The organism is Kineococcus deserti, assembly GCF_050871945.1.
GTDB lineage: Bacteria > Actinomycetota > Actinomycetes > Actinomycetales > Kineococcaceae > Kineococcus.
Window position 1 is genome coordinate 99,324 of the sequence record NZ_JBJLSI010000003.1, and the last position, 26,064, is coordinate 125,387.

28 protein-coding genes and 1 tRNA gene are annotated in these 26,064 nt (G+C 71.5%); 15 read left to right on the top strand and 14 right to left on the bottom strand.

The features are described from left to right. Nucleotides 1-6 precede the first annotated feature (6 nt). The 7 genes from def (at nucleotide 7) to ACRYR2_RS03660 (ending at nucleotide 7,231) form a co-directional block, all read left to right on the top strand. Complete coding sequence (def, locus tag ACRYR2_RS03630) at nucleotides 7-576, top strand: peptide deformylase (protein WP_432561466.1); 570 nt, start codon at nucleotides 7-9, stop codon at nucleotides 574-576. Then, complete coding sequence (gene tsaD / locus ACRYR2_RS03635) at nucleotides 573-1,616, top strand: tRNA (adenosine(37)-N6)-threonylcarbamoyltransferase complex transferase subunit TsaD (protein WP_432561467.1); 1,044 nt, start codon at nucleotides 573-575, stop codon at nucleotides 1,614-1,616. Before def ends, tsaD begins: the two co-directional genes overlap by 4 nt. A 67-nt stretch (nucleotides 1,617-1,683) precedes the next feature. After that, entirely contained in the window at nucleotides 1,684-2,385 is a 702-nt protein-coding gene (locus ACRYR2_RS03640) for a TerD family protein (RefSeq protein ID WP_432561468.1), read from the top strand. Between the two features lie 135 nt (nucleotides 2,386-2,520). Further along, the gene (acs, locus tag ACRYR2_RS03645; RefSeq protein WP_432561469.1) at nucleotides 2,521-4,476 is read left to right on the top strand and encodes an acetate--CoA ligase; all 1,956 of its coding nucleotides are present in this window, start codon (nucleotides 2,521-2,523) and stop codon (nucleotides 4,474-4,476) included. 72 nt (nucleotides 4,477-4,548) lie between these two features. Further along, the gene (locus tag ACRYR2_RS03650; RefSeq protein WP_432561470.1) at nucleotides 4,549-5,568 is read left to right on the top strand and encodes an endonuclease/exonuclease/phosphatase family protein; all 1,020 of its coding nucleotides are present in this window, start codon (nucleotides 4,549-4,551) and stop codon (nucleotides 5,566-5,568) included. A gap of 266 nt (nucleotides 5,569-5,834) precedes the next feature. After that, nucleotides 5,835-6,314, top strand: coding sequence for a phage holin family protein (locus ACRYR2_RS03655; RefSeq protein ID WP_432561471.1), 480 nt, complete (start codon nucleotides 5,835-5,837; stop codon nucleotides 6,312-6,314). Between the two features lie 122 nt (nucleotides 6,315-6,436). Further along, a complete protein-coding gene (locus ACRYR2_RS03660; RefSeq protein ID WP_432561611.1) occupies nucleotides 6,437-7,231 on the top strand; it encodes an alpha/beta fold hydrolase in 795 nt (264 codons plus the stop codon). A 22-nt stretch (nucleotides 7,232-7,253) separates the two neighbouring features. Here ACRYR2_RS03660 and ACRYR2_RS03665 read toward each other — a convergent pair whose 3' ends face one another. From ACRYR2_RS03665 to nth, 3 genes are read right to left on the bottom strand one after another with little or no spacing between them, the layout of a single operon-like run. Beyond that, on the bottom strand, nucleotides 7,254-8,465 hold the full coding sequence (locus tag ACRYR2_RS03665) for a MarP family serine protease (protein ID WP_432561472.1): 1,212 nt from the start codon (nucleotides 8,463-8,465) through the stop codon (nucleotides 7,254-7,256). Nucleotides 8,466-8,481: 16 nt separating this feature from the next. Next, nucleotides 8,482-9,150: an NUDIX hydrolase gene (locus ACRYR2_RS03670; protein ID WP_432561473.1), complete on the bottom strand. Its 669-nt coding sequence runs from the start codon at nucleotides 9,148-9,150 to the stop codon at nucleotides 8,482-8,484. Beyond that, nucleotides 9,147-9,851 carry an endonuclease III gene (gene nth / locus ACRYR2_RS03675; protein ID WP_432561474.1) on the bottom strand — a complete coding sequence of 235 codons (705 nt, stop codon included), beginning with the start codon at nucleotides 9,849-9,851 and terminating at the stop codon, nucleotides 9,147-9,149. The genes ACRYR2_RS03670 and nth overlap by 4 nt, the downstream gene beginning before the upstream one ends. Nucleotides 9,852-9,966: 115 nt before the next feature. Between nth and ACRYR2_RS03680 the strand changes: the two genes are divergently transcribed. Together ACRYR2_RS03680 and ACRYR2_RS03685 are read left to right on the top strand one after the other, a co-directional pair. After that, nucleotides 9,967-10,551 (top strand): hypothetical protein, encoded by a 585-nt coding sequence (locus ACRYR2_RS03680; protein ID WP_432561475.1) that lies wholly within the window; start codon nucleotides 9,967-9,969, stop codon nucleotides 10,549-10,551. Between the two features lie 200 nt (nucleotides 10,552-10,751). Beyond that, on the top strand, nucleotides 10,752-11,438 hold the full coding sequence (locus ACRYR2_RS03685) for a Crp/Fnr family transcriptional regulator (RefSeq protein ID WP_432561612.1): 687 nt from the start codon (nucleotides 10,752-10,754) through the stop codon (nucleotides 11,436-11,438). Between the two features lie 39 nt (nucleotides 11,439-11,477). On the opposite strand, the gene ACRYR2_RS03690 is transcribed toward ACRYR2_RS03685, so the two are convergent. The 4 genes from ACRYR2_RS03690 to ACRYR2_RS03705 form a co-directional block, all read right to left on the bottom strand. Further along, nucleotides 11,478-12,218 (bottom strand): MBL fold metallo-hydrolase, encoded by a 741-nt coding sequence (locus tag ACRYR2_RS03690; RefSeq protein ID WP_432561476.1) that lies wholly within the window; start codon nucleotides 12,216-12,218, stop codon nucleotides 11,478-11,480. Next, nucleotides 12,205-12,666 (bottom strand): RidA family protein, encoded by a 462-nt coding sequence (locus tag ACRYR2_RS03695; RefSeq protein WP_432561477.1) that lies wholly within the window; start codon nucleotides 12,664-12,666, stop codon nucleotides 12,205-12,207. Before ACRYR2_RS03695 ends, ACRYR2_RS03690 begins: the two co-directional genes overlap by 14 nt. Then, the gene (locus ACRYR2_RS03700) at nucleotides 12,663-12,818 is read right to left on the bottom strand and encodes a DUF4177 domain-containing protein (RefSeq protein WP_366169643.1); all 156 of its coding nucleotides are present in this window, start codon (nucleotides 12,816-12,818) and stop codon (nucleotides 12,663-12,665) included. The genes ACRYR2_RS03695 and ACRYR2_RS03700 overlap by 4 nt, the downstream gene beginning before the upstream one ends. Before the next feature lie 66 nt (nucleotides 12,819-12,884). Continuing rightward, entirely contained in the window at nucleotides 12,885-13,235 is a 351-nt protein-coding gene (locus tag ACRYR2_RS03705) for a WhiB family transcriptional regulator (protein WP_432561478.1), read from the bottom strand. Between the two features lie 282 nt (nucleotides 13,236-13,517). On the opposite strand from ACRYR2_RS03705, the gene ACRYR2_RS03710 reads away from it, so the two are divergent. Then, on the top strand, nucleotides 13,518-16,016 hold the full coding sequence (locus ACRYR2_RS03710; protein ID WP_432561479.1) for a penicillin-binding protein: 2,499 nt from the start codon (nucleotides 13,518-13,520) through the stop codon (nucleotides 16,014-16,016). Between the two features lie 75 nt (nucleotides 16,017-16,091). Here the strand turns inward: ACRYR2_RS03710 and ACRYR2_RS03715 are convergent, their stop codons facing one another. Then, nucleotides 16,092-16,559, bottom strand: coding sequence for a GatB/YqeY domain-containing protein (locus tag ACRYR2_RS03715; protein WP_432561480.1), 468 nt, complete (start codon nucleotides 16,557-16,559; stop codon nucleotides 16,092-16,094). A 58-nt stretch (nucleotides 16,560-16,617) separates the two neighbouring features. On the opposite strand from ACRYR2_RS03715, the gene ACRYR2_RS03720 reads away from it, so the two are divergent. From ACRYR2_RS03720 to ACRYR2_RS03735, 4 genes are all read left to right on the top strand, one after another. Next, nucleotides 16,618-17,544, top strand: coding sequence for a metallophosphoesterase (locus tag ACRYR2_RS03720; protein WP_432561481.1), 927 nt, complete (start codon nucleotides 16,618-16,620; stop codon nucleotides 17,542-17,544). Nucleotides 17,545-17,610: 66 nt separating this feature from the next. Then, nucleotides 17,611-17,684: transfer RNA gene (locus ACRYR2_RS03725), tRNA-Pro, on the top strand. Between the two features lie 353 nt (nucleotides 17,685-18,037). Next, entirely contained in the window at nucleotides 18,038-18,601 is a 564-nt protein-coding gene (locus tag ACRYR2_RS03730; RefSeq protein ID WP_432561482.1) for a hypothetical protein, read from the top strand. Continuing rightward, nucleotides 18,598-19,989, top strand: a complete 1,392-nt coding sequence (locus ACRYR2_RS03735) for a hypothetical protein (protein WP_432561483.1) — start codon at nucleotides 18,598-18,600, stop codon at nucleotides 19,987-19,989. The genes ACRYR2_RS03730 and ACRYR2_RS03735 overlap by 4 nt, the downstream gene beginning before the upstream one ends. Nucleotides 19,990-20,066: 77 nt before the next feature. Here the strand turns inward: ACRYR2_RS03735 and ACRYR2_RS03740 are convergent, their stop codons facing one another. Genes ACRYR2_RS03740 through ACRYR2_RS03765 form a run of 6 tightly spaced genes read right to left on the bottom strand, consistent with a single transcriptional unit; the run spans nucleotide 20,067 to nucleotide 25,169 of the window. After that, on the bottom strand, nucleotides 20,067-21,230 hold the full coding sequence (locus ACRYR2_RS03740) for a site-specific integrase (RefSeq protein WP_432561484.1): 1,164 nt from the start codon (nucleotides 21,228-21,230) through the stop codon (nucleotides 20,067-20,069). Further along, nucleotides 21,230-21,430, bottom strand: coding sequence for a helix-turn-helix domain-containing protein (locus ACRYR2_RS03745; protein ID WP_432561485.1), 201 nt, complete (start codon nucleotides 21,428-21,430; stop codon nucleotides 21,230-21,232). Before ACRYR2_RS03745 ends, ACRYR2_RS03740 begins: the two co-directional genes overlap by 1 nt. A gap of 31 nt (nucleotides 21,431-21,461) precedes the next feature. Further along, complete coding sequence (locus ACRYR2_RS03750; protein ID WP_432561486.1) at nucleotides 21,462-22,952, bottom strand: replication initiator; 1,491 nt, start codon at nucleotides 22,950-22,952, stop codon at nucleotides 21,462-21,464. Then, the gene (locus ACRYR2_RS03755; protein ID WP_432561487.1) at nucleotides 22,949-24,448 is read right to left on the bottom strand and encodes a hypothetical protein; all 1,500 of its coding nucleotides are present in this window, start codon (nucleotides 24,446-24,448) and stop codon (nucleotides 22,949-22,951) included. Before ACRYR2_RS03755 ends, ACRYR2_RS03750 begins: the two co-directional genes overlap by 4 nt. Next, nucleotides 24,448-24,747 (bottom strand): hypothetical protein, encoded by a 300-nt coding sequence (locus tag ACRYR2_RS03760; RefSeq protein ID WP_432561488.1) that lies wholly within the window; start codon nucleotides 24,745-24,747, stop codon nucleotides 24,448-24,450. Before ACRYR2_RS03760 ends, ACRYR2_RS03755 begins: the two co-directional genes overlap by 1 nt. Beyond that, nucleotides 24,747-25,169: a plasmid replication, integration and excision activator gene (locus tag ACRYR2_RS03765; protein WP_432561489.1), complete on the bottom strand. Its 423-nt coding sequence runs from the start codon at nucleotides 25,167-25,169 to the stop codon at nucleotides 24,747-24,749. Before ACRYR2_RS03765 ends, ACRYR2_RS03760 begins: the two co-directional genes overlap by 1 nt. Before the next feature lie 144 nt (nucleotides 25,170-25,313). Here ACRYR2_RS03765 and ACRYR2_RS03770 point away from each other — a divergent pair, with 144 nt between their 5' ends. Then, the gene (locus tag ACRYR2_RS03770) at nucleotides 25,314-26,048 is read left to right on the top strand and encodes a DUF5919 domain-containing protein (protein WP_432561490.1); all 735 of its coding nucleotides are present in this window, start codon (nucleotides 25,314-25,316) and stop codon (nucleotides 26,046-26,048) included. Nucleotides 26,049-26,064: the final 16 nt, after the last annotated feature.

Sequence of the window (26,064 nt, forward strand, 5' to 3'; positions counted from 1 at the left end):
TCTGCTGTGAGTGACGAGAAGGACCCCGTCGTCTTCGAGGGGCGGACGGGGGTCGCGCACCCCATCACGCGCTACCACACACCGGTGCTGCACAGGCCGTGCACCCCGGTGACCTCCTTCGACGACGACCTCGTCCAGCTCGTGGCCGACATGTTCGCCTCGATGCGGGCCGCCGACGGCGTGGGACTGGCCGCCAACCAGATCGGCGTCGACGCGCGGGTCTTCGTCGTGGACTGCCCCGACGCGGACACCGAGACGACGGGGGAGAACGTCGTCGCGCACGTCGTGAACCCCGTCCTGCACCTGCCCACCGGCCGCAGGCGCCGCCTCGACCTCGACGGCGAGGGCTGCCTGTCGGTCCCCGGCGAGTACGCCGACCTGGCCCGCCCCGACAAGGCCGAGGTCACCGGCGTCGACGTGCACGGCAACCCCGTGAAGATCGTCGGGACCGGACTGCTGGCCCGCTGCCTGCAGCACGAGAGCGACCACCTCGAGGGCGTCGTCTACGTCGACCGGCTGCCGGCCGGCGAACGCGCCGAGATCCTCGCGGCCGCAGGCCTGGAGCCCCCGCAGTGATCGTCCTGGGAGTGGAGTCCAGCTGCGACGAGACCGGCGTCGGCCTCGTCAGCGAGGGCGTCCTGCTCGGCGACGCGCTCGCCTCGAGCATGGACGCGCACGCCCGCTTCGGCGGCGTCGTGCCCGAGGTCGCGGCCCGCGCCCACCTCGAATCGATCGTGCCGGTGCTGCACGAGGCGCTGGAGAAGGCCTCCATCGGGCTCGGCGAGGTCGACGCGATCGCCGTGACGGCCGGTCCCGGGCTCTCGACGGCCGTCCAGGTCGGGCTGGCCTCGGCCAAGGCGCTCGCCTTCGCCCTGGGCAAACCGCTGTACGGCGTGCACCACCTCGCCGGGCACGCGGCCGTCGACGTGCTCGAGCACGGGCCGCTGCCGGCGCGCTGCGTGGCGCTGGTCGTCTCCGGGGGGCACACGTCGCTGCTGCTGCTCGGCGACCTGGGCCGCGACCCGATCGTGCACCTCGGCGACACCATCGACGACGCCGCGGGGGAGGCCTTCGACAAGGTCGCGCGCGTCCTGGGGCTCGGCTACCCCGGCGGGCCGGTCGTCGACCGGGTCGCCCGCGAGGGGAACCCGCACGCCGTGGAGTTCCCCCGCGCGCTGTCGCGGCCCTCCGACCCCGCCTACGGGTTCTCCTTCTCCGGGGTGAAGACCGCCGTCGCGCGCTGGGTCGAGGCACGGGTCGACGCCGGTGGCGAGGTGCCCGTGGCCGACGTCGCGGCCAGCTTCCAGGAGGCCGTCGCGGACGTCCTGACCCGCAAGGCGCTGGCGGCCTGCCGCGAGCACGGCGTCGACACGCTGCTGCTGGTGGGCGGGGTGGCCGCGAACTCCCGGGTCCGGTCGCTGGCCGAGGAGCGCTGCGCGGCAGCGGGGATCGAGCTGCGGGTCCCGCCCATCCGGTTGTGCACCGACAACGGGGCGATGATCGCCGCCGTCGGTGACCTGCTGGTGCGCGCGGGTGCCCCGGCCTCCGGGCTGGACCTGGGATCGGACCCGTCGGCGCCGTTGACGGGGGCGTTGCTGGCCGGGCCCTGGACCTGACGGCACCTTCTGCGCCGGGCGTTCGTTGGGCCCACCGAGAGTTCCTCGAACGAAAGGCGTAGGTCCCGTGGCCATCGACTACTCGAAGAAGGCGAACAGCCCCGAGCCGCCGGCGGGCGGGGGTGCAGGCATCTCGCTGTCGAAGGTCACGCTGACCAAGGCCGCGCCGAAGGTCTCGCTGTCCAAGTCCGGCGGTACCGGCGGGACGATGCGCGTGCACCTGGCCTGGAACGCCCGCCCGGCCGGTGCCGCCCCGGCCTCCGGCGGCGGGTTCTTCTCCAAGCTCAAGGCCGCGGCCGCCCCGCAGACGGGCATCGACCTCGACCTCGGGGCGCTGTACGAGTTCTCCGACGGGTCCAAGGGCGTCGTGCAGGCGCTCGGCAACGCCTTCCGCGACCGCGGGGCGGGGGACCCGATCGTCTGGCTCGACGGGGACGACCGCACCGGCGGCGGCGGGGAGAACCTCTTCGTCGACCTGCGTGACGCCGCGAAGATCAAGCGGGTCCTGGTGTTCGCCTTCATCTACGAGGGCGTGCCGAACTGGGCCGCGGCCGACGGCGTCGTGACGCTGCACCCGGCCGGCGGCCCCGAGGTCGAGGTGCGCCTCGACGAGCACGACGACCGCTCGCCCATGTGCGCGATCGCCCAGATCGTCTCCGACGGCCGGGACGTCTCCGTGCAGCGCGAGGTGCGCTACGTGCAGGGCGGGCAGCAGGCGCTCGACGAGGCGTTCGGGTGGGGCATGCGCTGGCGGACCGGGCGCAAGTGACCCCTTCCCCGCGGTGATCCCGCAGGGGACTCCCTGCAAGATCACCGCGGGAGGGCGGGCCGCGACGCAGGCGCGACCGCGGGTCGCTAGCCTGCACGGCAGACCCATCGGAGCAGTCTGTCGAGGAGGACGACCGTGACCACGCAGCAGGAGCCCGCCGACGGCTCCGTGACCACCGTCGCACCGGACCCGGAGTTCGCGGAGCAGGCCCTGGCGCAGGCCGACCTGTACGAGCGCGCGGCCGCCGACCGGCTGGGGTTCTGGGCCGAGCAGGCCCGCGAGCACGTCACCTGGGACACCGACTTCACGCAGACCCTGGACTGGTCGAACGCCCCCTTCGCGAAGTGGTTCGTCGGCGGCAGGCTGAACGTCGCGGTGAACTGCGTCGACCGCCACGTCGCGGGCGGCCACGGTGACCGCGTCGCCTTCCACTTCGAGGGCGAACCCGGCGACACGCGGACCGTCACCTACGCCCAGCTGCACGAGCAGGTCCAGCGCGCCGCGAACGCGCTGGAGGCGCTCGGCGTGCAGGCCGGTGACCGGGTCGCGATCTACGTGCCGATGCTGGTGGAGTCGGTCGTGGCGATGCTGGCCTGCGCCCGGCTCGGCGCGGCGCACTCGGTGGTGTTCGGTGGTTTCTCCGCTGACGCGCTGAACTCCCGCATCAACGACGCGCAGGCCAAGATCGTCATCACCTGCGACGGTTCCTACCGGCGCGGCAAGCCCACCACGCTGAAACCCGCCGTCGACGCCGCCCTGGCCAAGGGCGCCCCCAGTGTGCAGAACGTCCTGGTCATCCAGCGCAACGGCGAACCCGTCGACTGGGTCGAAGGCCGCGACATCTGGTGGCACGAGGCGCTGGAATCCGCTGCGCCGCAGCACGAAGCGCAGGCGTTCGACGCCGAGAACCCGCTGTTCGTCCTGTACACCTCCGGCACCACCGGAAAACCCAAGGGGATCCTGCACACCTCCGGCGGGTACCTGGTGCAGAACGCGTTCACGACGAGGAACGTGTTCGACGTCCGGCCCGAACGCGACGTGTACTGGTGCACCGCCGACATCGGCTGGGTCACCGGGCACTCCTACGTCGTCTACGGACCGCTGGCCAACGGGCTGACCCAGGTCCTGTACGAGGGAACTCCCGACACCCCGGACAAGGACCGGTGGTGGTCGATCGTGGAGAAGTACGGCGTCACCGTCCTGTACACCGCGCCGACGGCGATCCGCACCTGCATGAAGTGGGGCGAGGAGTACCCCGCCCGGCACGACCTGTCCTCGCTGCGGGTCCTGGGCAGCGTGGGGGAGAACATCAACCCCGAGGCCTGGAACTGGTACCGCCGCGTCATCGGCTCCGGCCGCACCCCGATCGCCGACACCTGGTGGCAGACCGAGACCGGCGCGCACATGATCGCCCCGCTGCCGGGCGTCACCGCGCTCAAACCCGGCTCGGCGCAGGTCCCGGTCCCGGGCATCGTCGCCGAGGTCGTCGACGACGCCGGCGAGCCCGTCCCGCACGGCCAGGCCGGCTACCTCGTCCTGACCGAGCCGTGGCCGGCGATGCTGCGCGGCATCTGGGGCGACGAGCAGCGGTTCAAGGACACCTACTGGGCGCGGTTCCCGGGACGCTACTTCGCCGGTGACGGCGCCAAGCGCGACGACGACGGCGACATCTGGCTGCTGGGCCGGGTCGACGACGTCATGAACGTCTCCGGGCACCGGCTGTCCACCGCCGAGATCGAGTCCGCGCTCGTCAGCCACCCCGACGTGGCCGAGGCCGCCGTCGTCGGCGCCAGCGACGAGACGACCGGGCAGTCCGTCGTGGCGTTCGTCATCCTGCGGGGCGGGCACGAGCAGGGGCCGCAGACGGTGACCGACCTGCGCGACCACGTGGCCGGCCAGATCGGCCCGATCGCCAAGCCGAAGTCGATCATGGTGGTGGCCGAGCTGCCCAAGACCCGCTCGGGCAAGATCATGCGCCGGCTGCTGCGGGACGTCGCCGAGCACCGCGCGCCCGGGGACGTCACGACCCTGACGGACTCGTCGGTGATGGACGCCATCACGCACGGGATGAACGCCGCCCCGCAGGACTGATCACGTGATCTCCACCGCACCCCCTCCCTCCGCCCTGTCCGCGGGGGCAGGGGGTGCGGCAGGCTCGGGGCCGTGGAGTCCCGCACCTCCGGCGCTGCCCGCCGGCTCCAGTCCCCATCCGCCGCCGTCACCGGGACGGTGGTGGCCACGGGCGTGGTCGCGGCCGGGGCGGCCGTCGTGGGGGCGCCGGACTGGTTCGGGTTGTCCGGCGCCCGCCCCTTCGTCTGGACCGTCCCGTTCCGGGTGCCGGTCGGCCTGGGGCTGGCCGGTCTGGCGGTCGTCACCGGGCTGGCCGGCATCCGCTGGCGCCGGGCGCTGCCCGCAGCCGTGGCGCTGGCCCTGGCGGCCGCCGGATCGCTGGGGACGACACTCGCGCGCGGGGTCTCGGCCGGTGACCTGCCGCCGGCCCGCGACGGGGACGTCACGTTCCTGGCGGCCAACGTCCTGACCGCCCGGGCCGACGCCGACGCCGTGGTCCGCCTGGCCGTCGAGGGCGGGGCCGACGCGGTGTCGCTGCCGGAGTCGACCCAGGAGTACGCCGCCGACGTCGCCGCCCGGATCCAGGCGCGCACCGGCTCGGCGATGCAGGTCTTCCACCTGGACGACCCCGGGGTGCACTACGGGACGAGCCTGCTGGTCTCGGACCGGCTGGGGCGGTACCGGGCCACCGGTGAGCTCACGGACGGCACCAAGGCCACGGTGACCGCCGAGCCCGTCTCCGGGCAGGGACCGGTGCTGGCCGCCGTGCACACCGCCGCCCCGGTGCCGCAGCACCTGCACGAGTGGGCGGTGGAGGTGCAGGCCGTCGCCGACTGGTGCGCGGCCACCCCGGGAGCCCTGCTCGCGGGCGACTTCAACGCCACCCTGGACCACCCCGGGCTGCAGCTGGCGGGGTCCTGCGTCGACGCCGGCGAACAGACCGGCACCGGGGCCCGCGGCACCTGGCCGGCCCGCGTCCCGGCCCTCCTGGGCGCCACCATCGACCACGCGCTGGCCGACGGGAACCGTTGGCGCGCGGTGGGGACGCGCGTGCAGGACCTGCCCGGCAGCGACCACCGCGCCGTGCTGGCGCGGTGGCGACCCGTCAGCTGAGAGCAGCCCCGCTGGCCCGAGCGGGCGAATCACCCGCCCGCCGGGACGCAGTTGCGCCGAACCCCCGCGGAAAGAGGTTGAGAGCCGTAGTGTCGTCCACGTCGTCGCTCGTCCCCCTGTACGAGAGCGACTCCTGCGTCGCCGTCGGTCCCCCCGCCGACGGCGACGCGATCCCCCTCTGGTGCACGCGCGGGACGGAACTCCTAGGGTTCTCCCCGGCGCCCCGTCACCCGTGCGGGCCGCGTGACCGGCCCTAGGAGGACACGATGACCACCCTGAACGACCGTCCCGTCGGGGCTCCCGAGCGCACGATCGGTCAGCTCGTGGCCGACGCGACCAAGGACCTGGGCGAGCTGATCCGCTACGAGATCGCGCTCGCCAAGGCCGAACTGACCACCAGCGCCAAGAACGGCGCCATGGGCGGTGCGCTGTTCGCCGTCGCCGGCGTCTTCGGCTTCGTCGCCTTCGTCTTCCTCGGCGTGACCGTCGCCTACGCCCTGCACGAGGGAGCAGGCTGGCCGGTGTGGCTGAGCTTCCTGGTCGTCGCCGCCGCCATGCTGATCGTCGCCGGCATCGCCGCCGCCGTCGGCCTGGGCCGGGTCAAGCAGGTCCGCGCGCCCGAACGCGCCATCCGCACCTCCAAGGAGAGCGTGGCGTCGTTGAAGGCCGCCGCCACCGGCAAGCCCGCGCCCAAGACCATCACGGTCGGTTCGGGCTCCACCGCCGCCCGCAGCATCGGGCACTGACCGTCCTGGCCGCCACCGACGTCTCGGCCGTCCTGGTCGAGGGGCCGTGGCGGCACCGCCTGGTCGCCGCGCACGGGGCCCGGTTCCACGTCGCCGAGCTCGGTGAGGGACCGCTGGTCCTACTGCTGCACGACTTCCCGCAGTTCTGGTGGGCGTGGCGGGCCCAGCTGGTCGCGATCGCGGCGGCCGGGTACCGCACCGTCGCCATGGACCTGCGCGGCTACGGAGCGTCCGACAAGCCCCCGCGCGGGTACGACACCCCCACCTCGGCCGCCGACGTCGCGGCCGTGGTGCGGGCCCTGGGCGAACGCGACGCCGTCGTCGTGGGCCTGGGCATCAGCGGGCGGACGGCGTGGGCGCTGCCCTCGCTGCACCCCGAGCAGGTCCGCGGCATCGTCGTCGTCGGCGCCGGGCACCCCCTGCTGACCGGGCACGTCCTGCGCGACCGCCTCGGCGCCGGCGGCGGGCTCGCCGTGACCCGCACGGCCGCGGCGCGGCAGCTGCCGGCGCTGCCCGAACGCTCGCTCGTGCGCGGCGACGGCGTCGAACGCGTCCTGCGCGAACGGTCCGGTCCCGGCTGGCCCGGCCCCGACGACGTCGCCCGCTACACCGAGGCCGTCCGCGTCCCCTTCGTCGCCCACTCCGCGCTGGAGTACCACCGCTGGATCGCCCGGTCCGCGCTGCGCGCCGACGGCCGCCGGTTCGCCGCGGCCCTGCGCGGCGGTGTCGAGGTGCCCGTGCTGCAGGTGCGCGGCCGGCTCGACCCGACCGTGTCCACCGCCACCCTGGAGGCCGGTGCCCGCTACGCCCACGGCCCGCACCGCCTGGAGGAACTGCCGGAGGTGGGGCACTACGTGCCCGAGGAGGCCCCCGAGCGGACCGCCGCGCTGCTCACCGGGTGGCTCGCACGGTGGTGAGGGTCCCCGCCCCGGTCGCCACTCACTCGCTCGTGCAGGCCCCCGTCGGCACGGGGGTCGTGCTGGAGCCGGCGGCGGCCAGCACGGCGTCGAGCTCGTCGGGGGTCAGCGCGTAGCCGGTCTGCGCGTCCTCCAGCGACTTCGCGAACACCACCCCGACCACCTCGCCGTCCTCGGACAGCAGCGGACCACCGGAGTTGCCCGGCTGCACCTGCGCGTAGACCGAGTAGACCTCGCGCACCACGTCGACCGTGTCGTAGATGTCCCGGCCCTGGGCCAGCAGGACCTCGCGGACCCGCGCGGGCTCGAGGTCGTAGGGGCCGTCGAGCGGGAAGCCGGCCACGACGGCCGGCTCACCGCGGGTCAGCTCCCCGGCGCGGGGCAGCGCGGCCGCGTCCAGCCCGGGGACGTCGAGGACCGCGAGGTCGCGGGCGCTGTCGTAGGCGACGACGGTCGCGGAGTACTGCGGGCCCCGGCCGCCCGGCTGCACGAGCGGTTCCTCCACGCCGGCGACGACGTGGGCGTTGGTCACGACCCGCGCGGCGGATCCCGCCTGCGCGACCACGAAACCGCTGCCCTCCAGCCCGCGCCGGCAGCTGTCGGCCACCCCGGTGACCTTCACGACGCTGTCCGCGGCCGCCGTCAGGCCCGGGGTGCCGGCCACGTCGGAGGACGGGGGATCGATGGGGGTGATCGGTTCGGGGTCCAGCCCGGTGAACACCCGCGGGAACCCGCCGGCCTGCGCCGCGGCGGACCAGAACCCCGCCAGCAGGTCCCCGGTGCCCGCCGGCACGACCGTGTCGACGGCCGTCACGACGCGGGAGCCCGTGACGGCCTGCACGACGCGGGGGAGCGGGGCCTGCCGGGCGGCTCCGGCCACGACCCAGACCACCAGCAGCGTCGCCAGCGCGCCCGCCACGGCGCCGAGCACGGCGTCGACGAACCGCGCCGGCCGCCACCGCACGTGGGCCCGCAGCCGCGCGGCCAGCAGACCCAGCAGGATCCGCCCCACGACGGCCAGCGCCAGGGTCCCCAGCACCACCGCCAGCGTGCGGCCGGTCCCCGGCTGCCACTCGGTCACGACCTGCGGGATCAGCACGACCCCGAGCGCGGCGCCGCCCACCAGACCGACCAGCCCGGCCACGCCGACGAGCAGACCCTCGCGGTACCCGGCGACCAGCTGGGCCAGGACGAGGACGACCAGCGCGATGTCGAGGACGTCGGAGGCGGTCACGAGACCCCCTGCCCGCTCACGAGCGCCCCGCCCACGCCAGCGCCTCGTCCAGCGTCAGCGTCGCCACGTCCGCGGGAGCCGGTTCGGCCAGCCCGCCCAGCTCGAGCACCCGGACCAGCACCTCGGCCGTGAAACCCCACACCAGCAGCCCGCGCACCGCGAACGCCGGCCCGGTGTACCCGCCGGGCCCCCGCAGCCGCCGCACGGCCTCGTCGGCGAACAGCTCGCGCAGCGCGACGAGCTCGACGCGCGCGACCTCGGAGGAGTCCACCACCCCCACCGGTCCCGGTTCCCGCCAGAACCCCACCACGGGGGTGACCCGGTGGCCGGAGTGGGCCAGCGCCAGCGGCGGCAGCTCGCCGAGGACGTCGACGCCGGCCGGGTCCAGACCCGTCTCCTCGCGCGCTTCGCGCAGCGCCGTCGCGGCCGCGTCGGCGTCGCCGGGGTCCTGCCGGCCGCCGGGGAAGGCGACCTGCCCGGAGTGCTGGCGCAGCGTGCCGGACCGTTCGGTCAGCAGGACCGACGGCCCGGCCGGGCCGTCGGCGAACAGGACGAGCACGGAGGCCGGCCGGGCGGTGCCGAGGGAGCGACGGTCCTCGCGCCACCGCAGGTCGGCCGCCGTGACGTCGGGCAGGCGATCCGCCAGCGGCTGCAACCACGCGGGCGGACGCGGCGGGACGTTCACGGCAGCGCCGCCGCGGGACCCTGCTTGACCATCGCCGCGGCGCGGACGGGATCCACCTCGCCGATGCCCGCCGACGGGCACAACCGCTGCACGGGACAGGCGCCGCAGGCCGGTCGCCGGCTGTGGCAGGTGCGCCGGCCGTGGAAGATCATCCGGTGGTTGAACATCGTCCAGTCCTTGCGCTGGATGAGTTCGGCCAGGTCGGCCTCCACCTTCACCGGGTCCTCGTGCGTGGTGAAGCCGAGCCGGCGCGAGAGCCGGCCGACGTGGGTGTCGACCGTCAGCCCGGGCACGCCGAACGCGTCGCCCAGGACGACGTTGGCCGTCTTGCGGCCCACCCCGGCCAACCGGACCAGGTCGGCCTGCCGCCCCGGGACCTGCCCACCGTGCTCGGCCACGAGCTGCGCGGACATCTTCAGCAGGTTGTCCGCCTTGGCCCGGAAGAACCCCGTCGGCTGGATGAGCGCCTCGACCTCCTCGCGCTGCGCACCGGCGAGGTCGGTGGCGGTGGGGAAGCGCGCGAACAGGGCCGGTGTGACCTGGTTGACCCGCGCGTCGGTGCACTGCGCCGACAGGATCGTGGCGACCAGCAGCTCGAAGGGGTTGCGGAAGTCGAGCTCGCAGTGCGCGTCGGGGTAGCGCTCGGCCAGGAGCCGGTGGACGCGCCGGGCGCGGCGGGTGCGGGCCAGGGGCGTCTCCACCCCGGCGAGCCTACGTGCCGCGGCCGCGAGCGCCCTGCGGGCAGTCGGGTGACGGGGCACCACCGGGAGGGTGACGCCGGGTCAAGGGCCCCCGGCGGAGGGACGACGAGGAAGCATGCCCTCCTGCAACGGCGAACCGGTCGACCGCTCCGACGAGTGCCACGTCCTCGAGACGTCGCCGGGGCCGGTGCTGTCCGGCGTGCTGGAGCCCGCGGGGGCCGGGAACGCGCCGAGCGGCCGCGAGGCCGCCCTCGTCGAGCTGTTCGAGCTCCCGCTGCCGGCCCTGCGTCGTCGCCGCGCGCTGCTGCAGGAGGAGGCCCGGCGCGTGCAGCACTGGCGCCGGCTGGTCCGGGCCCGCCGCGACCTGCTGGTCGCCGTGGCGTGCGGGCCGGAGGACCTGCACGTCCCCGTCGAGGCCGCCAGTTCCGGTGGCCCGCTGGAGCTGCACCTCGGCGCCGGCCGCCGGGACTGGACCGACCCCCCCGCCGACCACGCCCTCGACCCGGCCCGGGGGCTGCGCGGCCTGCTGGTGCCCGACCGGCGCGCCGGGAACGGGGACCTGTCCGGGCAGCTGCACGAGCTGTCCGCGGCCGAGCGGCGACTGGCCGGGTACGGCGACGCGGTGCTCGACGAGCTCGCCGTCGCCACCGACGTGCTGACCGAGCGCTGCCGGGCGGTCCTGGGACCCGCCTCCGGCTGAATCGGACACCCGTCACGGACTGCCCGACCGGTCGAGGGCGTCGTGGGGCAGACTGTCCACGTACGCGCTCGAGGTGATGCGCGTCACGGGCAGCGTCACCACGCGGTACGGGAGGTCGGTCGGTGGAGCACGGGGTCGAGCACGCGAGGGACGCCGAACGGGTGCCCGACCGTGTCCCGGACCGCCTGGGTGGTGACAGGCTGGGGGACCGGCCCGGTGACGTCGTGCGGCGGGCGCCGCTGTTCGCCGCCCTGGACGACGCGGCCGCCGGTGAGCTGCTGGAGTCGATGGAGGCGGTCCACCTCGACCGCGGTCAGCAGCTGTTCGGCGAGGGCGAGCCGGGTGAGCGCGTCTACGTCGTGCGCACCGGCAAGATCAAGCTGGTCCGCAGCTGGCCCGACGGCCGCGAGAACCTGCTCGCCGTCCTGGGCCCGGGGGAGATGTTCGGCGAGCTGTCGCTGTTCGACCCCGGACCCCGCACCAGCTCGGCGCGCGCCGTGTCCGAGGCCGATCTCATCGCCCTCGGCCACGACGAGATGATGCGCTGGCTGGCCCGCCGTCCCGAGGTCGCCAAGCACCTGCTGCGCGCCCTGGCCCAGCGGTTGCGGCGCACCAACGTGGCGCTGGCCGACCTCGTCTTCACCGACGTCCCGGGCCGGGTGGCCAAGGCGCTGCTCGACCTGTCGCGACGTTTCGGCCGGCCCATCGCCGACGGCCTGCTCGTCGCCCACGACCTGACGCAGGAGGAGCTGGCCCAGCTCGTCGGCGCCTCGCGCGAGACCGTGAACAAGGCGCTCGCCGACTTCGCCTCCCGCGGCTGGCTGCGCCTGGAGGCGCGCGCGGTGGTCCTGCACGACGTCGACCGGCTGGCCCGCCGCGCCCGCTGAGCACCCCACCCCACGGTGATCGATCACCGGGGTGCTCGATCAGCGGAGGGGATGGCCCAGGTAGGCGAGCTGGGCGCGGATCGACTGCGTCGCAGCCCGTTCCAGGGTCGGTTCGAGGTCTCCGTGGACGGCCCGGACGACGTCGGCGACCGTGTCGGCGCCCGCCGCCAGGGCCGCGCGCACCTGCTCCAGCCGCTGCAGCCGGTGGTCCAGCTGGGTCCGCAGCGCGGTGCGGACGTCGGTGCGCGCCGGGCCGTGACCGGGCAGCGCGACGTCCGCGTCGAGGGAGAGCAGCAGGTCCAGGGAGTCCAGGTGGTCGCCGAGGTCGCCGTCGGCGGCGACGACGGTGCTGCCGCGGCCCAGCAGGGTGTCGCCGGTCAGCAGTTCCCCGGTGGCCAGCTGGATGCAGACCGAGTCGGCCGTGTGACCGGGGGTGGCCAGGACGTCGAACGACAGGCCCGCGACGTCGTGCGCCCCGGGTTCACGCACCACCGGCGCGGGGTGCTGGGCCAGGAAGTCGTCCAGCCCACCGACGTGGTCGCGGTGGTGGTGCGTCGCGACGACCAGGGCGACCCGCCGGCCGGCCAGCGCCGCCGTGGTCGCGGCCCGGTGCGCCGGGTCGTCCTCCCCGGGGTCCACGACGACGACCTCGGGAGCGCCGGGGGCCGCGAGCAGCCAGGTGTTCGTCCCCTCCAGCGTCATGGGGCCGGGGTTGGCCTGCAGGACGCAGGTGGCCCGGTCGGTGACCGGGCCACCCGTCCAGACGTCAGGAGCGGACACGCACCACGATCTCGACCTCGACGGGGGAGTCCAGCGGCAGCACCGCGACCCCGACCGCGCTGCGGGCGTGCTGACCGGCGTCGCCGAACACGTCGCGCAGCAGGTTCGACGCCCCGTTGACCACGCCGGGCTGGCCCGTGAAGGACGGGTCGCTGGAGACGAACCCGACGACCTTGACGACCCGCTCGATGTTCTCGATCCCGCCGGCGACGCTCGCGGCCGCGGCGATCGCGTTCAGCGCGCACGTGGCGGCCAGCTGCTGGGCGGTGTCGGGGTCGACGTCGGCGCCGACCTTGCCGGTCACGGCCAGCTCGCCGTCGACGAACGGCAGCTGGCCCGAGGTGTGGACCAGGTCGCCGTCGCGCACCGCGGGCACGTACGAGGCGACGGGCGGGGCCACCTCGGGCAGCCTCAGGCCGAGCTCGGACAGCCGCTCGGTCGCCGTCACGGCTTCGGCCGCTTCAGGTAGGCGACGAGGCCGTTGCCGTCGGGGCCGGTGACGACTTGCACCAGCTCCCAGCCGTCGCTGCCCCACTGGTCCAGGATCTGCTTCGTCGCGTGGACGATCAGCGGGACGGTGGCGTACTCCCAGGTGGTCATGGGCGTCACCGTAGTGCCACCCCGCGGTGACCTCGCCGGGAACACCGGCGAGGCCGCCGCGGGTGGTCAGACGGCGACGGTGACCTCGTCGAGGGCCGGGGGCACGGTGGTCCCGGAACCGGTGACCTCACCGGCCGCGGCACCGAGGTGCGCGTCACGGGCGGTCTCCAGCAGGCGGCGCCAGGACTGCACGTTGGGGCGGCGCTTGAGCAGCGCGCGCCGTTCCCGTTCGGTCATCCCGCCCCAGACGCCGAACTCCACCCGGCTGTCCAGCGCGTCGGCCAGGCACTCGGTGCGGACGGGGCACCCCCCGCAGATCTGCTTGGCACGGTTCTGCGCCGAACCCTGCACGAACAGGTCGTCCGCCGTGCTGGCCTTGCAGGCTCCACGACTGGCCCATTCCAACGTCCACGTCATCGACGGCCCCTCCCGTCAGTGCCCTCCCCGGCCGGTGCCCGCAGGCTCCGGTCCCCCCGGTTCGGGCGATCCCTGTGAATCCCCCTGAGTGCCCGCGAACGAGCACACCCGCAGCGTATGGTGGCTTTCGGGACCGACCTAGAGCACCTTGTGACGAACCTGAGTAGTCACTTCGGGCCATGCCCGACGGCTTGCGGCACCTGGTCTCGGCGAGGTCACGATCCTGCGGAGTGCTCGCGGACGACCGACGGTCCTCGCTCGTCGTCGGCTTACCCTTCTGGCATGGCTCCTCGCTCCCCGCAGCACCCACGGCGCCCGGTCTTCCGGCTGCTCGCGGCCTTCGCGGCCGTCAGCGCCGCGGGTGGTGTGCTCAGCGCCGGTCTCGTCGTCCCCGCCGTGGCGGCCACCGGCGGCCTCACCAGCGAGGGCGTCGACATCTTCAACGAGCTGCCGGGCGACCTGGGCGACCAGACGCTGTCCGAGGCGACGACCATCCTGTGGTCGGACAACACGGTGATGGCCAAGGTCTACGACCAGAACCGCACGGTCATCGGCTTCGACCAGATCGCTCCCGTCATGCGCGACGCGATCATCTCGATCGAGGACTCCCGCTTCTACGACCACGGCGCCGTGGACATGAAGGGCATCGTCCGCGCACTGGTCTCCAACGCCGGCGGTGGCAGCACCCAGGGCGCCTCGACGCTGACGCAGCAGTACGTCAAGAACGTCCTGATCCAGCAGGCCGTGGAGAACGAGGACGCCGAGGCGGCCGCGGCCGCGGTCGAGGCCGACGGGGTCGAGGGCTACGCGCGCAAGCTGCGCGAGATGAAGCTGGCCGTCGGCGTCGAGAAGGAGATGAGCAAGGACGAGATCCTCGCCGGTTACCTCAACGTCTCGTACTTCCAGAACAACGTGTACGGCATCGAGGCCGCCGCGCAGTACTACTTCTCCAAGTCCGCGGCGGACCTGACGCTGCCCGAGTCGGCGCTGCTGGCCGGCATGGTGCAGAACCCGGCGGCCTACAACCCGGTGAAGTACCCCGACGCCTCGGTGCAGCGGCGCAACGTCGTGCTGAACCGCATGCTCGAGCTCGGCAAGATCGACCAGGCCACGCACGACCAGGCCGTGGCGACGCCGCTGCAGCTGAACACCAACCCCTCGCGCCAGGGCTGCCTGTCGGCCGGTACGGCCGCGTACTTCTGCGACTACGTCGTGCACGTCGTGGAGAGCGACCCGGCGTTCGGGGCGACGGTCGAGGACCGCCGCAAGCTCCTGCGCAGCGGCGGGTTGCAGATCAGGACCACGCTCGACCCGACCGTGCAGAACATCACCCAGGCCTCGGTCAACGAGGGGGTCAACCCCGGTCAGGCCGTGCGGGCGGCGGCCTCGGTCGTCCAGCCGGGAACCGGCAACATCCTGGCGATGGCGCAGAACACGACCTACTCGCCGGACGACGAGCAGGTCGGCTACACGACGATGAACTACAACGTCGGCCGGGCCATGGGCGGTGGCGGCGGGTTCCAGCAGGGCTCGACGTTCAAGCCCTTCACGCTGGCGACCTGGCTGAAGTCGGGCAAGTCGCTGGACTCCGTCGTCGCCTCACCGAGCCAGGGCAACGACCCGTTCAGCGCGTTCACCGCGTGCGGGCAGAAGCTGAAGGGCGGGCGGTACCCGTACTTCAACTCCGAGAGCCGCAGCTCGGGCAGCATGACGGTGCGCCGGGCGACGGCGCAGTCGGTCAACACCGCCTACATGTCGATGGAGAAGCAGCTGGACCTGTGCGACATCGCGAACACCGCGCAGTCGCTGGGCGTCTACAAGGCCGCGCCGACACCGGCGGACACCATCAAGACCAACCCGGACACCTACGAGCTGGACAAGATCCCGTCGATGACGCTGGGGACGAACCTGGTGACACCGCTGGCGGTCGCCGGTGCGTACGCGGCGTTCGCGGCCGAGGGCAACTTCTGCAAGCCCACGGCCATCACCGAGGTCCTCGACTCCGAGGGCCAGCCGATGCCGATCCCGTCGGCGGACTGCCAGCAGGTCCTCGACGTCAACGTCGCCCGCAACGTCACCGAGGCTCTGCGCGAGGGCTGGACCAGCGGAACCGCCCGTGGCGTGGGCAAGGGAGTGCTCAACGGCCGGCAGGTCGCGAGCAAGACCGGGACGACCAACGACAGCACGGACACGTGGTTCGCCGCGTACACCCCGCAGATGTCGTCCGCCGTCTGGGTGGGCCACGAGTCGGTCGTGAAGTCGCTCAACCGTGAACGCATCAACGGTGTCCGCCGCGGTGGCCGCATCTACGGCGCGACGATCGCCGGACCGATCTGGGCCGGCATCGTCGGCCCGGCCTCCGACGCGCTGAACCTGCCGAAGGCGACGTTCACCGACGGCACCAACGACGGCCTGCGCACCACGACGGCCGACGGCCGGATCAAGGTCCCCAGCGTCGTCGGGCGCAGCGTCTCCTCGGCCACCGCGGCGCTGGAGGAGGCCGGGTTCGACGTGGCGGTCGCCAGCGGCCGGGTCGCCTCCGAGTCCGTCGACGAGGGCCTCGTCGCCGCGCAGAGCGCGCGGTCGGCCGCCCCCGGCGCGACCATCACCATCACCCGCAGCTCCGGGCCCGCCCCGAAGCCGAAGCCGACCCAGACGCAGACGCAGGAACCCGAGCCGGAGCCGGAGCCGTCGCAGACCTCCGACAGCCCCGGGCTGCAGCTGCCGACCGAGCTGCCGACCGAGCTGCCGACGGAACTGCCGTCGCTGGGCGGCAACTGACGCGGCGACCGACCACGCGGCCCGCGGCGCACGACGCGCCGCGGGCCGCGGTCGTGAACGGCCGCCCGCGGTGCCTCAGGCCTGCAGGCGCGCCCGCACCACTCCCGACAGCCGCTTGCCGTCGGCGCGGCCGGCGACCTTCGGCTTCAGCTGGGACATCACCGCACCCATGGCGCCCATGCCCGTCAGACCCTCGCCGGTGGCGACGAGGACGGCCTCGTCGACGAGCTCGGCCAGCTCCTCGTCGGTCAGCGGGGTCGGCAGGTACGTCTCGATGATCTCCAGCTCGCCGCGTTCGCGCTGCGCCTGCTCGCCCCGGCCGGCGGCGTCGTAGGCCTCGGCGGCCTCGCGGCGCTTCTTCGCCTCGCGCTGCAGGACGGTGACGACCTCCTCGTCGGTCAGCGTGCGGGCGGACTTGCCGGCGACCTCCTCGCCGCGGACCGCGGTCAGGACCATCCGCAGCGTGGCCGAACGCAGCTCGTCGCGGGCCTTCATGGCCGTCGTCAGGTCGGTCTGCAGGGAGTCCTTGAGGGTGTCGCTCATGCGGGCGATCCTGCCACCCCCGTCGAGCGGTTTCCGGACCGCGCGCGAGGATGAGCGGATGCCCACTGCAGCGCGCGTCGTGAAAGCCCTCGCCGGCACCGCCGGGGTCGCGGCCCTGGCCGGTGCGGCCGGGATCGGGTACGCGGCCGGCTACGAGGTGCGCGCCTTCGCACTGCGCCACGCCGTCGTGCCGGTCCTGCCGCCGGGGAAGGCGCCGGTGCGGGTCCTGCACCTGTCCGACCTGCACCTGGTGCCGCACCAGCACCGCAAGCGGGCGTGGGTGGCGGCGCTGGCCGACCTCGAGCCCGACCTCGTCGTCGTCACGGGGGACAACCTCGCCGCCCAGGACGCCGTCCCCGCCGTCCTGGAGACCTACGCGGGCCTGCTGCCCCGGCCCGGCGTCTTCGTGCTGGGCTCCAACGACTACTGGGCGCCGAAGCCGCGCAACTGGTCGCGCTACCTGCTCGGGCCCTCGCAGGCGCACGCGAGCGACGAGGCGGTCCCGCTGCCCACGGCCGACCTCGTGCGCGGCTTCACCGACGCCGGCTGGGTCGACCTGGACAATGCCCGCGCGCGGATGGGCGTGGCCGGGCTGGACGTGGAGTTCGTCGGCGTCGACGACCCGCACCTGGGCTACGACCGCTACGACGACGTCGCCGGGCCCGCCGCGACCGACGCCGACCTGACCGTCGGCGTCACCCACGCCCCCTACCGGCGCACCCTCGACGCCATGACGGCCGACGGCGCGGGCCTGCTGATCGCCGGGCACACCCACGGCGGGCAGCTGTGCGTGCCCGGCGTCGGCGCCCTGGTCACCAACTGCGACCTGCCGCGGGCGCAGGCCTCGGGGCTGTCCCGGTGGTCGTCGGCCGGGCACGACGCCTGGCTGCACGTCTCGGCCGGGCTGGGCACCTCGCCGTACGCGCCGCTGCGCTTCGCGTGCCGGCCGGAGGCGACGCTGCTGGAGCTGGTGCCCCGCCGCTGAGGCTGGTCCGGACCACCCCCGGCGGTGGGCTATCCTTCTGGAGGTCGATCCGCGAGGAACGGCCATCGGGGTGTGGCGCAGCTTGGTAGCGCGCTTCGTTCGGGACGAAGAGGCCGCAGGTTCAAATCCTGTCACCCCGACCGGCAAGACCGCAGGTCAGAGGCCCGGAACCGCGAGAGCGGGACCGGGCCTCTGACGTTGTGAGTGACTGACTGAGTGACTACCTACGGTCCGCGCGACTGAGACAGCAGCAGCCTTCCCAGGACGGATGCTGTGTGCAGCGACGAGGGTGCGCCTCGGAGAGCAGGCTCCGCGGCTGCGAGTAGCCGACCGTTGTCGTGGGTGTGCGAGCAACAGGTGGGTAGCGCTTATGCCGTGGAACGTGTCAGGGTCGTTCCCATCACAGGCCAGGGCTACGAGGTGAAGATCACTCCGTCGGGACCGAGCGTGTGTTGAAGCAGGACTGTCATCTGACACCCGCTAGGTTGGAAGTATGGCGAAGGAGACAGCGCAGGAGCGTGGGCGAAGAGGGGCAAAGACCGCGCAGCGCTGGCTCGAAGCCACGACCTTTCTCGAGCTTCCTCTTAACTCTTACAAGAACGAACGTCAGTGCACGGTGACGTGTTTGGATGGCACGGAAAAAACATTCGACCTCACGGGGTACTTCTACGATGAGGACCATACCCCGGTTTCAGTCGAGGTCAAGAATGTTACTGGGGACGATCATTTACGTGAGCAATTCGAGGAATTCCTTACGGTTGCGTATAGTTCGACCGCTAAACACGATGAAGGTCGAAATTTCATGTGGGTGTCATGGCACCCGTTTGGTCCCATGAGTCGCTGGGCGCACCTGACGTCAATGAGCGAAATCCAGAACGCCATCAAGAACAACGACAGTCTCTTGAACGGCAATTCGATTGATCTCGACGTCTTGCGGAAGGTCTCTGAACGCACCTGGGTGCTGACGTTCAACGATCGCCAGGAGCAGCTATCCCTTGACGCTGACGAGCTCGCGCACGTGCAAGCATTGCTCAAGAGGAAGAAGTCGACGCTATGACTTTCACTGAGGCGCTCAGTGCGGCAATGGACGTCACTGATGGCCGTGAGTACATCAGTAGAGTTAAGCGCGTAGTGCGAGAACGCCTCGAAGATCTGGATCAGACGGCCGTCGTCGAGGATACACATTACTTCAACCATTCTGCCATTCCAGATTTCTCCTTGTCTTGGCCGGGGGAAAGTGGTCAGCGCAGCGTATTTCTGCGCGACTCCTATGACTCCATCGCCGCCGGTAATGATGAGAGATACCTTGCTTCTCTCGAGCCGGTTCTGCTGTCGCTCGATGCGACTCCTAGCGCTATTTCCGACGCGCCGGTCCTCGATGATCCCTCTTTGTCGTCTCAAGTCAACGAGCGGCGAGAAAGCTCCCCGCAAACTTTGGTAACTGATGTAGCGGCGGTGGACGTCCTAGTCGAGGAGTCGAGCGACGCTTCACCCCTTGGCGCATTGGTGCGCTCGAATTTTGTTCGAGGGGCTCGGGGGCATATCGACAAGGCTCGCGCCAGTGAACTGGTGAACACTGGCTCTCCGGATCTCGTCACTGACCGCTCGTCGTTGATCCGTGACTCATTCAGTGCTGACGCTGCGCTGCGCATCACAAGAACCGCACGACTCATTGACCGTGCGCTGGGTCAAGAAGGCTCGGTGGGGGACCTCGCAGGGGAACCAATCAGTGGCCGCCTCTCTCTAGCGGAACTCCGGTCGTTGTTGCCCTGGCTCCTCTCGCAGCCTCGCGCTGTTGAAAACCGAGGCTTCTGGCGTGAGCTTGGCGGGCTCATGGATTTTTCCGACCTCGAGCGCATGCGGAACGATTTGGGTGCGTTGGACGTCACCCCTTTGATTAGAGCGAACAGTGACGTGTGGCTCGCAAAGTGGGCGTACCTTGGCCTTGCGGTGCCGACTACCGAGCAGATTGAGCGTGCGCAGCCCCTGTGGTCTTTCGCCGGAGGTCGTCTCGGCGTTGACATTGGCGATGAGCGACTCCACCTGGCAAGTAATGGCACAGGACTTGGCTCCCGTCCCAGCTCGTCGGCGGCTCGGTGGGAAGACGTAGCAGGTCAATTGGAGAGTTTTCGACTCAGTGGCGTGACCCTGCAAGGTATCAGGCGGTCTGTCGCTATCGAGGCTGGTCAAACGGACGACATTCGGCGTGACGTCGATGAAGTCACCACATCGCTAGATGATCAATATCATCTGACGCGGGTTCGCGTCAGTATCCCTCCGGCAACTGACGGCCACGAGGCTGCGGAGATCGAAGTTGATTTCGGTGGTCAAGTTGCTAAATCCACCGGGGGCGCCAGCATCCAGAGCATCTTCTCAGTGGTGGGCAAAATTCTCAAATTCCGCGACCCGATCCCGGAGGAATTAATCCGACGCTTAACCTCTTGAAGGCGATCGTGAGGCGTGGCGATGCCCTAAGGGCTGTTCCGGGTCGTCTGACATGTGCTCACCTGAGATGCGAGGAGTCAGTCAGGAGAAGATGCGAATAGTTGATCCATGATGACCGCCCCTGACTGCATCACTGGACGAATCTGCTTGCGGTAAACCAGCTCAGTAACGGCCGTGCTGCTGTGCCCGACAAGCCGAGAGATCTCCTCCAGCGGTACCCCGCTGTCCGATAGTAGCGACACGAAGCTGTGCCGGAGCTCTCGCGGCGTCCAATCAGCGGCGTCTACATTCGTGGCGGTCGCAATGGCCGACCGAAAGTCACGACGAATGTGCGCTGGGTCGAGAGGTGTCCCAATCTTGGACGTGAAAACCAGCCCGGTCTCGACCCACCGCGTCCCGGCCATGACTCGATCCCGCTCTTGCTGAGCACGCTGAGCGTGCAGGGCCTCGATGCACCGCTGCGGAAGAGCAAGCGTCCGCCGCGACTTGCGAGTCTTGGTGTCCCCACCGGCCCGCACCGAGCGCCACACTGCGACGTGCGCCGGGACGGGCGGGGTACCGTCGGGTCGGCCGACGAGGTCGACGTGGTCCCAGCGAAGCGCCCTCAGCTCCTCGGTGCGGGCCCCCGTCAGCATCGACACGATGACGTACCCTCGGAGCCGCGTCGGCTCCACAGCTCGCAGCACTGCCTCTGCTTGGGCCATCGTTAGGGCCTTCGACGGCCGGCCACCCCGCCCCTGTGGCACGCTGCAAAGGGCAACGACGTTCCGCTTGACTTTGTCTCGCGCCATCGCCCGCTTCACCGCCCGGTTCAGCACCGAATGGATCCCCTGCAATGTGCGGGTGCTGAGTGTCTGCGCCTTCCGGGCCAACCAGCGGTCAACGTCCTCCGCGCTAAGGTCGCGAAGCCGACGAGCGCCCATCTCTGGGATGACGTGGGTCCGTGCGAGGATCCGGTTCGTCGTGATGGTCGTCTCCGACCGCCCATGTAGGCCGTAGGTGAGCCAGTCCTCGACAGCCTGGGCCACGGTGTAGTCGTTCGGGGCGATGGCCAAGCCGTCGTCACGGTCGCGCAGCACCTCCTTTAACTTTGCCCGGGCTTCGGTCTTCGTCCGGCCACTGCCACGCTTGACGATGCGCTTCCCCGCGGGCGTAAAGCCGAGGCTAATGCTGGCGATCCAGCGCTGACGCTTCTCGTCCCAGTGGAGCCCGCCCTCACCCCGGCCACGACGGGTAGGCATCAGGCTGCATCCTCGAGGGAGGCGATGTACTCGACCAGTGCCTCGTGAGGAATGAGCCGGGTGCGCCCCTCGTGCACGGAACGGAGACGACCGGAACGCAGGAGCTCAAAGACGACGCTGCGACTCAAGCTGAGCGCGTCGGCAGCGTCCTGCACGCGGTAGAGAAGGCGGATAGGAGGGGTGCGCTGCTCGTGGTTCATCGTGGGCCTTCCGAGTGTTGTGGGGTGAAGGTCAGAGCCGCAAGGCGCGGCGGGCGCGGGCTCGGCCATCGGCCGACTCACGGGCTTGCGCGGCGGCGGTGGCGGCCAGGGCGGCATCTCCAGCGGTCAGCCAGCCGATGCCGTCCAAGGACCAGGAGCTGACGACCAGCGTCGAGTCCTCAACCTCAGGTGGTTCCACTGCGGCGTCCCGTCCCAGCGACGGGGCAGTACGGCCCGTGAGACCGTTGCGCAGCTGCTGCATCGACCACCGTTTCCGCGCCGACCGGAGCCGACCCAAGGTGGTGGAGTAGCGGCGGGACTTCGTCGAGAAGTGCCCGCGGAACCCAAGCATGGCTCCCCACTTGGCCAGCGGCAGGTACTTCGGACCGCCGCTCTGGGCGAGTTGCTGCACCTCGGCGAGCAGGCGGCAGACGTGCTCGACGATGCCCATCCGTCGTGCCGCGTCGGCGTCACGCAGGCCGGGCGGTAGCCCGAAGTCGTCGCACGCCTTGGTGGCGTACTTGGCGATGTAGGCCGCGACGGTTTCGGGGTGCAGACCGTCGTCGGGGTGGTTGGCGCGGCCCGTCTCGCGGGTCGCCGAAGTGGTGATCGCGCGGGCATCGACCTGCGTCCCGAACCGCAACCGGCGCAGCTCCCCACGGGCTTCGGTGGCGGGAGCGTCGAACCAGACCCGTGCGGCAGCGATGTGAACGAGTTTGCACAACTGCTGCGGGCTCACGTGGATCAGCGGACGAGGGAACTCCTGCGTCGCAGTCGGCGGCCCGTCGAGCCGGATGAGGGCGTGGAAGTGCACGACTCCGCGGCGCTGGAACTCGGCGACCTTGGCGAACGAGAGCCGCACCAAGGCGTGCGTCTCTTTCTGCGTCAGCCCCAGGTGCGCGGCCAGCGCCCGGCGCAGCGTGATGGTGAACCGCCGCCACAGTTCCGGAGACCACCACTGCCACACCACGTGCCCGGTGTAGTCGTAGCACTCCGGGCACAACGGCTGACCGAGGCGGCGGTCACCGTCGGCGTGGACGGTGCGGCAGCCCACAGGGTTTCCGTGTTCACACACCGCGTACGTCGAGCGGGGCCGGCACACGCTCGGACGACCGTTCTTGCGACGCAGGCCGTGAACCGCGCCGAAGGACGGGGCGGTGAGGGTGACGAACACCAGCGGGTGCGTGGCCACCGACTCCGGAACACCCTTCATCCCTCCCGCAGCACCGGCAGCGAGCAGGTGCCACATGTCACCCTTGTACTCGTGAGAGCACGACGGGCAGACGCTGGCGCGACGGTTGCCGCAACGGGTGTAGAGCACCCCGTCCGGTTCGTTCGCGGAGTCGTATGTCGACAACACCTCCCCGGTCGCGCGGTCCACGGTGGTGGCCTGCCCACGCAGGCGGACGGGGCGGGCGCAGTGCCCGCAGTTCGCGGCCTGCTCGGCCCACCGGTCGAAACCAGAAGACAGCAGTCGCCGTCCGACTTCCGCCTCCGTGGTGGGAGACAGCACGTCGTTCACGCCGCACCCTCCTGACGACTCCGGTCGGTCGTGTCCTCAGTGGAGTCGACGACCGAGAACACCGGGCGCGACGTGGGCGTCCCGCGGGGGGCGTACGAGCGGGCGAGCTTGGTGATGGCCTGGTCGTCGTAGTACGCGGCGCGGACCCGGACAGGTTCACGGACGCCGTCGACCTTGACGTAGGCCACGCCGGGGGAGGTGTCGGGGATCTGGTGGCACACGGCCCCGGACTCCCGCGCACCCTCGCCCAAGACCATGTCGACCTGAGCCTTCTCATCCAGGCGCATCGCGACCTTGGTCGGGAACAGGTTGCGCAGGCCCAGGACCTCCTTGCGGGGGTCCTGCAACGCCGCGACCAGCACGACACCCGGTGCCCGTCCCTGGGTGGCGATGACGGCCAACGCCTTCTCGGCCCGGTCGCGGAGTTTTCGATCGGGGGTGTACGCGGTGAGCAGCGCGACCTCGTCGACTAGGACGACGAGCAGAGGTTCGCGGGTCGTCGGCTCGTGGCGGCGGGAGGTGCCGGCCATCCGGGCGGCCCGCTCGGACATGAGCACCGCGGCGTCCTCGAGCAGTTGCACGCCGTCCTCGACGGTGGTCGCGAACCGGGTGAACAGGTCCCGGCCCGCCTGCAGTTCCATCCCCGCCTTGCCGTCGACCGCCCACACCTGCACCAGCCCGTCACGGATGCCCCCGGCGATGCCGCCGAGCAGTGACCACACCACCGAGCCCTTGCCGGCTCCGGTGACGCCGACCACGAGGACATGCGTGCCGGCCAGTCGCAGCAGCCACAACTGGCCGTCCTCACGCAGCCCGACCGGAACGGCGGAGGCGTCGAGGACGTCGGGGACGGGCAACGGGTCGACGACCCGGGCGAGGGGGTCGCCGTAGAGCCAAGTGATAGTGCCAGCGCGCGGACCGGTTCTGCGGACCCGGCACGACCACGCCCCACACGCCGCGCCCAGATTCTCCGCTGCGCCGGCGAGGTCGTCGACGGTCTGCCCGGCTACAACCTGCACCCGCCCGGTCAGGACCAGGTGCTCCTGAGAGGCCCACCGCAGCCGGGACAAGCCGGGCGTCCACGACTGCCGCAGCCCCGAGCGGCGGTCGGTGACAGTCATCGCCAGGCCCACCCGTTCACACAGCGCCGGCCAGTCGCGCTGGATGGTCCGTCGCTTGCGCCGCCGCCACATGGGTTGGGCGACGAGGTGGGAGTACGAGCGAGGCCAGGCGAGCCGCCACACCCCCAGCGCCACCACGAGGACCGCGACGACGATCCCGACCAGGAGCAGGTGGTCGCGGGTGTACGCCCACCACCCCGTCACCAAGACGGCAGCGACCAGCGGGAAGCGCCACACGAGCTGGGCGACCGTGGTGACCATCCACCAGGCCAGGGACAGCAACGACAGGATCAGTTCCACGAGCCAGTCGTCCAATCCCGTGCTGCTCTGCTGGGACGGCCGGTGGGTCACGACCCCCTGCGGACGGCCACCCATCACGCCACCTCCGGGGTGCGCAGCCGGGCACGGCCCGCGGGGTGCCGGGACACCGACCGCAGTCGGGCGGCTTCCTCAGCCGCGACGGTGGCCAGGTAGCGGCACTCGGCCGCTTCTTGGGGATCAACCGGTCCGTAGTGCTCGGCGAGCTGCCCGAACAGGTCGGCCTTGCGCGCGAACCACGCTGCCCGCTGCGCCAGGGGCGTCTGCGAGCCGGGACGAGCGCGCAGGAGCGCTCCGATCTGGGTGGCGATGCTGTCGCGGCTGCTCTGCTCCTGCTGGAGCTGTTCGGGGCGCATCAGGCGGCCTGGCCAGCGTCGGGCTTCGCCGCGGTCTTGCCGGGGGCGGTCATGCCCGTCGCCTTCAGCGACCACGCCAGGCGGGGACGAGCGCGGTTGGTGTCGATGTAGGGAGTCGCGGTCAGACCGGTGAACACCACGGGCCGGAAGGGCAGGCCCGGCAGCGGGGCCGGCGGGACGGGCTGGTGCTCGGCCATGACCTTGACCACGACTTCGGCCTGTCCGCGGCGAGCTTCGGGGTCGGCGTCGACGACGCGGACCGCCCACAGCCGTTCCCCGGTGTTCTTGTCGCGAGATTGGAAGTCGACCTCCCCGGCCTGGCGGCGGTCGAAGTCCTGGACCTGCTCGACCTCGCCCACGACGTACGCGCCGTGCGGGAAGACCAGGTCCTGGCCCAGCGGAATCGCGCCTTGGATAGCCATGTCCTTCTCCTCGTGATCGTTGCTTGTCACGGCTGTTCGCCGTAATCACGAGTTCACCGGTGTTGGCAGGACGCTTGTACGTCCCTAAGGGACGTTTTGGGACGTCTTGGGATAGTCTCAAAACGTCCCGATGAGGAGGAGGACATGGAGAACGAGCGTCTGCGCAGCGCTATGGTGCGAGCGACCGTCACAGTGGAGGACGTCCACCGCAAGACTGGAGTCGACGAAAAGACTGTGCAGAGGTGGCTCAAGGGCCGGGTGCCGCACCAGCGTCACCGCTGGACGCTCGCCAAGCTCGTGGGCGAGGACGAGGCGTACCTCTGGCCAAGCAGCGAGACGCGCTTGGACGGGGGAGCCGGGAGCACCGCAGAAGTCGTGGCGGCCTACGCCCACCGCGCGGATGCCCCGAGTGCCCTGTGGACGCGGTTGATCGACGACGCCAGGAGGTCGGTGGACATCCTCGGCTACGCGGTCCAGTTCTTGCCCGAGCTCTACCCGGCCCTGGGTACACGGCTCGTCGCCAAGGCCGGCGACGGCTGCCGGGTCCGCATTGCCGTCGCTGACCCGGACAGCGCGGAAGTCGCCGCCCGCGATGCCGAGGAGCAGCTGGGAGGAGGGATTGCGCCGCGCATCCGGTCCTCTTTGCGACACCTGGACGCCTGCGTCCGGTCGGAGCTAACAGACGTCCGCTACCACCGCACCGTCATGTACAACTCGATCTTCCGCTTCGACGACGAGCTCCTCTACACGCCGCACGTCTTCGGACGCCCCGGCTACGAAGCACCCCTGTTCCACCTTCGCCGGGTCGGCCAAGGCGGAGTCTTCGACAACCTCGTGCAGCACATGGACGACGTGTGGGGCACCGCGACGCCCATCTAATGGCCCCACCTACCCT